Genomic DNA, 5643 nt, shown 5'->3' on the forward strand with positions numbered 1-5643 from the left:
CATGACATTGGATGAAATCGACCGCAATTCTTTTCAGAGCACGGTAGAGGCGATTCTGCACGCGAAGAATATTTATATTCTCGGCGTTCGCTCGTCGGCATCTCTGTCCGGCTTCATCGGCTTCTATTTCAATCTGATGTTCGATAATGTCAAGCTGATTCACACCAACAGCGTCAGCGAGATTTTTGAGCAGATTCTGCGTGTAGGCGAAGGCGATGTCGTGCTCGGCGTCAGCTTCCCGCGCTATTCCAAGCGCACGCTCAAAGCACTGGAGTACTCCAAAAAATCCGGTGCGACGGTCATCGCGCTGACCGACAGCCAGTTGTCTCCGCTGAGCCAGACGGCAGACTATACGCTGCTCGCCAAGAGCGATATGGCATCCTTTGTTGACTCTCTGGTTGCGCCGCTCAGCGTCATCAATGCGCTGATTGTCGCCATCGGTATGCGCAAGCAGAAGGAGATCAGCGAGACCTTTAATCATCTGGAATCCATTTGGGACGAATATGAGGTATATGAGAAACTCGACAATGAATAATACGATAACAGTTGCAGTGATTGGTGCCGGTGCGGCCGGTCTGATGGCTGCCGGAACAGCAGCACAGCAGGGCGCCCGTGTGCTGCTGTTTGAGCGCAATGAAAAAGTAGGGCGCAAGCTGGCCATTACGGGAAAAGGACGCTGCAACGTCACCAATAACTGTGACATGCAGGAATTTTTGACGCATGTGCCGCAGAATCCGCGCTTTTTGTACAGCGCATTGGGCGCGTTCTCGATACAGGACACGATGGACTTTTTTGAGGGCTTGGGTGTGCCGCTCAAGACCGAGCGAGGCAATCGCGTCTTTCCGCAGTCGGACAAGGCGCGCGATATTGTCGATGCGTTGTTTTTCTGGGTCAAACGCTGCGGCGTGACGATCGTACAGGAGCGCGTGACGGGCATCCAGACCGATGAATATGGCGTCGTTGGCGTCAAGACGGAAGGCAAGCTGCACCGCGCAGATCGCGTGATTCTGGCAACCGGCGGCAAATCGTATCCGCTGACCGGCTCGACCGGCGACGGCTATGCTTGGGCGCAGGAGCTGGGACATAAAGTTACGCCGCTTCGCGCGTCGCTGGTGCCGCTGGTCTGTCCGGGAAAAACCTGCCCGCGGCTGCAGGGATTGCCGCTGAAAAACGTCAAACTGACGATTTTTGAGAACAATAAAAAGCTGCACGAGGGCTTTGGCGAGATGTTGTTTACGCACTTTGGCATTTCCGGTCCGTTGGTGCTCAGCGCGTCTTCTCATATGAGAAAGTGGGACAAGGCGACCTATCGCGCAGAAATTGACTTGAAACCGGCGCTGGAAGAGGCTGTGCTGGACAAGCGCATTGTATCCGATTTTTCGCAGGAGCTGAACACAGACTTCCGCAATTCTCTCGGTGCCCTGCTGCCGCGCAAGCTGATTCCGATTATCGTAGAGCGTTCGGAAATTGATCCGCACCAGAAGGTCAATGCGATTACCAAAAAGCAGCGGCAGAAGCTGGTGCATGAGCTGAAGCATTTTGCGCTGGAAATTACCCAGCCGGGTCCGATTGAGGATGCGATTATTACCTCCGGCGGCGTTTCCGTCAAGGATGTTGTGCCAAAGACGATGGAATCCAAACGGGTGCCGTATTTGTATTTTGCCGGAGAAATTTTGGATGTTGACGCCTATACAGGTGGGTTTAATTTGCAGATTGCGTGGTCGACGGGCTATTTGGCGGGATTCCATGCCGGTCAGGCTGCGAGTGAATAAAAAAGTGAGGAAAGATGTATGAAAACCATTGCAGTTGCGATTGACGGTCCGTCCGGTGCGGGAAAAAGTACCATTGCCCGCGCAGCAGCCGGTCATTTGGGCTTTGTGTATGTAGATACGGGGGCGATGTACCGTACGATTGGTCTGGCTGTGTGCCGTGCTGGTGTTCCGCTGGGAGAAACCGAGCGCATCCAGCCGGTGCTGGACAGCGGCATTCAGGTCAGCTTGAAGTATGAGAACGGCGTGCAGCATGTACTGCTGGATGGAGAGGATGTATCCGATCTCATTCGCACACCGGAGATGTCCAAGTATGCTTCGTTTGTCTCTGCGGTTCCGGCAGTGCGTGCCTTTTTGCTCCAGACCCAGCGTGAGATGGCACAGACCAACAACGTCATTATGGACGGCCGAGACATTGGCACCGTCATTCTGCCCCATGCGCAGGTCAAAATTTTCCTGACCGCATCGGCAGAGGCGCGCGCAAAGCGTCGGTTTATCGAATTGCAGGAAAAAGGGGAAGATGTCACGCTGGAATCTGTGATTGCAGACATGAAACAGCGCGATCATGATGATGAGACCCGTGCCGCAGCACCGCTCAAGCAGGCGGATGACGCCGTTCTGGTGGATACCAGCGAGCTGACGCTGGAGCAGTCTATCGAGGCGGTAGAAGCGGTCATTCGTCCGGCATTGGAGGGGTGAGCATGAAATATAACCGCACCTTTCAGGCGATGGCCATTCCGGTTGTCAATATCTATGACCATCTGAAGTATGATTACCATGTTATCGGACGGGAGCATGTGCCGGATGGCGGCTGTGTGCTGGTGGCCAATCACACCCAGTGGGCGGATCCGGTGCTGGTCGGTACTGCGCTCGGTAATCAGCATCCGATTGTAGCGATGGCGAAAAAGGAACTGTTCCAAATCAAGCTACTCGGTCCATTGATTTCTGCCCTTGGTGCGTTTCCGGTTGACCGCGGCACGGCGGACATCGGTGCCATCAAGACTTCGCTCAAGGCTGTGAAAGAAGGAAAAAAGCTGCTGATCTTCCCAGAGGGCGGCACCAAACACAAAGAAGGCGATGAGGCAAAAGTCGGTGCGGCAATGATTGCCGCGCGCACTGGCGCACCGATTTTGCCGATTTATATATCCGAAAACAAGAAATTTCGCTCAAAGGTCTATGTCGTATTCGGCGAGCCGTATGTGCCGGAAAAGACTAAGTCCAAGGAAGGCTATCGAGCACTGGCAGATGATATGATGCGCCGAATCTATGCGCTGAAAGAGAGGATTTGACGATGGTTACAGTCGCAAAAACAGCAGGCTTTTGCTTTGGCGTCAAACGAGCGGTAGACATGGCGGAACGTGCCTGTCAGGAATACGGCAGCATTTGGGCACTCGGCGATATTATTCACAACACGCATGAGGTCAGACGTCTGGAAGAAATGGGCGTACACAAGGCAGAGGATGTGGCGGATATTCCGGATGGTGTGCCCGTGCTCATCCGCGCGCACGGCGTGCCGGAGGCTGTGCTTCGACAGCTCGAAACCAAGGGATGCCGCATCGTTGATGCTACCTGTCCGTTTGTCGGAAAGATTCACCGCATCGTTCGGGAAGAAAGCGAGCAGGGCCGCCGGGTCATCATTATCGGCTCCCGCAATCATCCGGAAGTGGTCGGCATTCAGGGCTGGTGCGGCGCGTCCGAGGTGTACGAAACACCGGACGAACTGCAAGCAGCACTGGATAAAAACAACAAAAATGGTCAAAATTTACAAGAAATTCCAGTTAGTGTGGTTGCACAGACCACGATCAACAGGGAAATCTTTGATATTTGCAGTAAAATTATAAAAAAACAGTGTACAAACCAAAAAATATTTGGTACAATATGTAATGCAACGGACGAGCGCCAAGCTGAGGCTCGTCTACTGGCTGGCAAGTCGGACATTATGATTGTGATTGGCGATCGAAAAAGCTCTAACACAAAGCGTCTGTATGAAATCAGCACATCACTTTGTGACCATGTGCTATACATCGAAGATGCCACTGGACTCACGGGAAATGAGATCCAGGGTATGGAGCAACCATTTATCGGGATTACAGCAGGCGCGTCCACGCCAGCTTGGATAATTAAGGAGGTCAGAAACATTATGAGCGAAGAGACAAGAATTGAAACCGGCAGCGAAGATTTTGCTGCTATGCTGGAGGAATCCTTCAAGACTTTAAATACAGGAGATAAGGTAACCGGTACTGTTCTGAAGATCACCCCGAACGAAGTTCACGTAGATCTGGGCGTAAAGCACGCTGCTTACATCCCGACCCATGAGCTGTCCGACGATCCGTCCTTCAACGCTGAGGAGAGCATCCACGTAGGCGATGACATCGAGGCTGTTGTTGTTCGCGTAAACGACGCAGAGGGCACCATCGTACTGTCCAAGAAGCGCGTTGACCAGATGAAGGGCTGGGAGTCCATCGAGGACGCTAAGGAGAACAAGACCATCATCGAGGGTAAGGTTAACGAAGAGAACAAGGGCGGCGTTGTTGCTAATGCATTTGGCATCCGCGTATTCATCCCGGCTTCCCAGACCGGTATCCCGAAGGGCCAGCCGCTGAGCCAGCTGGTAGGTCAGACTGCACGTTTCCGCATCACCGAGATCAACCGTCCGCGCAAGCGCGTTGTTGGTTCTATCCGTGCCGTACTGCAGGAAGAGCGTCGCGCTGCTGCTGAGAAGGTTTGGAGCGAGATCGAAGTTGGCAACGAGTACACCGGTACCGTTAAGTCCCTGACTTCTTACGGCGCATTCGTAGACATCGGCGGCGTTGATGGCATGATCCACATCTCCGAGCTGTCTTGGGGCCGCATCAAGCATCCGTCTGAGGTTGTAAACGTTGGCGATACTGTAAACGTTTATGTTATCGGTCTGGATCACGAGAACAAGAAGATTTCCCTGGGCTACAAGCGTCCGGAGGACAATCCGTGGAACGTATTTACCGCTAACTACGAGGTTGGCGACACCGCTACCGTTCGTATCCTGAAGTTCATGCCGTTCGGTGCATTTGCTCAGATCATTCCGGGCGTTGACGGTCTGATTCACATTTCTCAGATTGCTAACCGCCGCATCGAGAAGCCGGAAGACGTTCTGTCCAAGGATGAGGAAGTAGAAGCTAAGATCATCGACATTGATCCGGAGAAGCAGAAGGTTTCCCTGTCTATCCGCGCTCTGCTGAACGACGACGACGAATAATTTTATTACTCGAATCAATGGGGAGCATCCGCATAGCGGATGCTCTTCTTTTTTGTGTCACGAATAACCGTGCCCGCATAGTCTGCTTTCACAAAGAAAGGGGGCAGCGCGATGCGCAGACACAGAAACAACCGGCGAAAGATCCTGCTGGTTATGCTTGCGGGATTGATTTTGCTTCCGGCAGTGATAGGCAGTGTGCTGCGCCCGAAATTAATTATTTATGCCGAAAATTACGTGCAATATCAGGCGACAAGTAAAATGGAACGCGCTGTAGCGGAATGCGCAGAACAGATGGAGGAAATCGGAAAGCTGCATCAGGATGATACTGGTGCAGTCACAGCGCTTACGACGAATGCCGCCTCTGTCAATCGCATTCGCACACAGCTGGTGCAGCGCGTCTACGACGACATTGGAGAGCTGGAACAGGCACAGACCTCTGTGGCGTTGGGAACGCTGCTCGATCCCCAACTGCTCGCTGGACTGGGACCGCAGATTCCTTTTCGCGTGGTCTCGCTGGGCTGTGTGACGGCACAAGTCGAATCGCATTTTTCCTCTGCCGGTATCAATCAAACGCTGTATGAAGCCTCCGTGACGGTGAGCGCAGATTTTTCGCTTCAGCTGCTGGGCGCGGCTAAAAGC

Annotated in this window: 6 protein-coding genes; all 6 read left to right on the forward strand. The window is 53.1% G+C overall.

Annotation, left to right across the window (positions count from 1 at the left end):
• The coding region (locus ACR0P9_RS06795) for a MurR/RpiR family transcriptional regulator (RefSeq protein ID WP_432618562.1) at nt 1-535 on the forward strand (535 nt) is incomplete at its 5' end.
• Nucleotides 528-1772: an NAD(P)/FAD-dependent oxidoreductase gene (locus ACR0P9_RS06800; RefSeq protein ID WP_432618564.1), complete on the forward strand. Its 1245-nt coding sequence runs from the start codon at nt 528-530 to the stop codon at nt 1770-1772. The genes ACR0P9_RS06795 and ACR0P9_RS06800, both read left to right, overlap by 8 nt.
• Nucleotides 1773-1790: 18 nt before the next feature.
• Complete coding sequence (gene cmk, locus ACR0P9_RS06805) at nt 1791-2468, forward strand: (d)CMP kinase (RefSeq protein WP_432618566.1); 678 nt, start codon at nt 1791-1793, stop codon at nt 2466-2468.
• A 2-nt stretch (nt 2469-2470) separates the two neighbouring features.
• Nucleotides 2471-3058: a lysophospholipid acyltransferase family protein gene (locus ACR0P9_RS06810; RefSeq protein WP_432618568.1), complete on the forward strand. Its 588-nt coding sequence runs from the start codon at nt 2471-2473 to the stop codon at nt 3056-3058.
• A gap of 2 nt (nt 3059-3060) precedes the next feature.
• Complete coding sequence (locus ACR0P9_RS06815) at nt 3061-5004, forward strand: bifunctional 4-hydroxy-3-methylbut-2-enyl diphosphate reductase/30S ribosomal protein S1 (RefSeq protein ID WP_432618570.1); 1944 nt, start codon at nt 3061-3063, stop codon at nt 5002-5004.
• Nucleotides 5005-5115: 111 nt separating this feature from the next.
• Nucleotides 5116-5643: sporulation protein YunB (locus tag ACR0P9_RS06820; RefSeq protein WP_432618572.1), on the forward strand; the 528-nt coding region annotated here is incomplete at its 3' end.

This window comes from Butyricicoccus sp., from assembly GCF_050872565.1.
In the GTDB taxonomy this organism is placed as follows: Bacteria; Bacillota; Clostridia; order Oscillospirales; family Butyricicoccaceae; genus Butyricicoccus_A.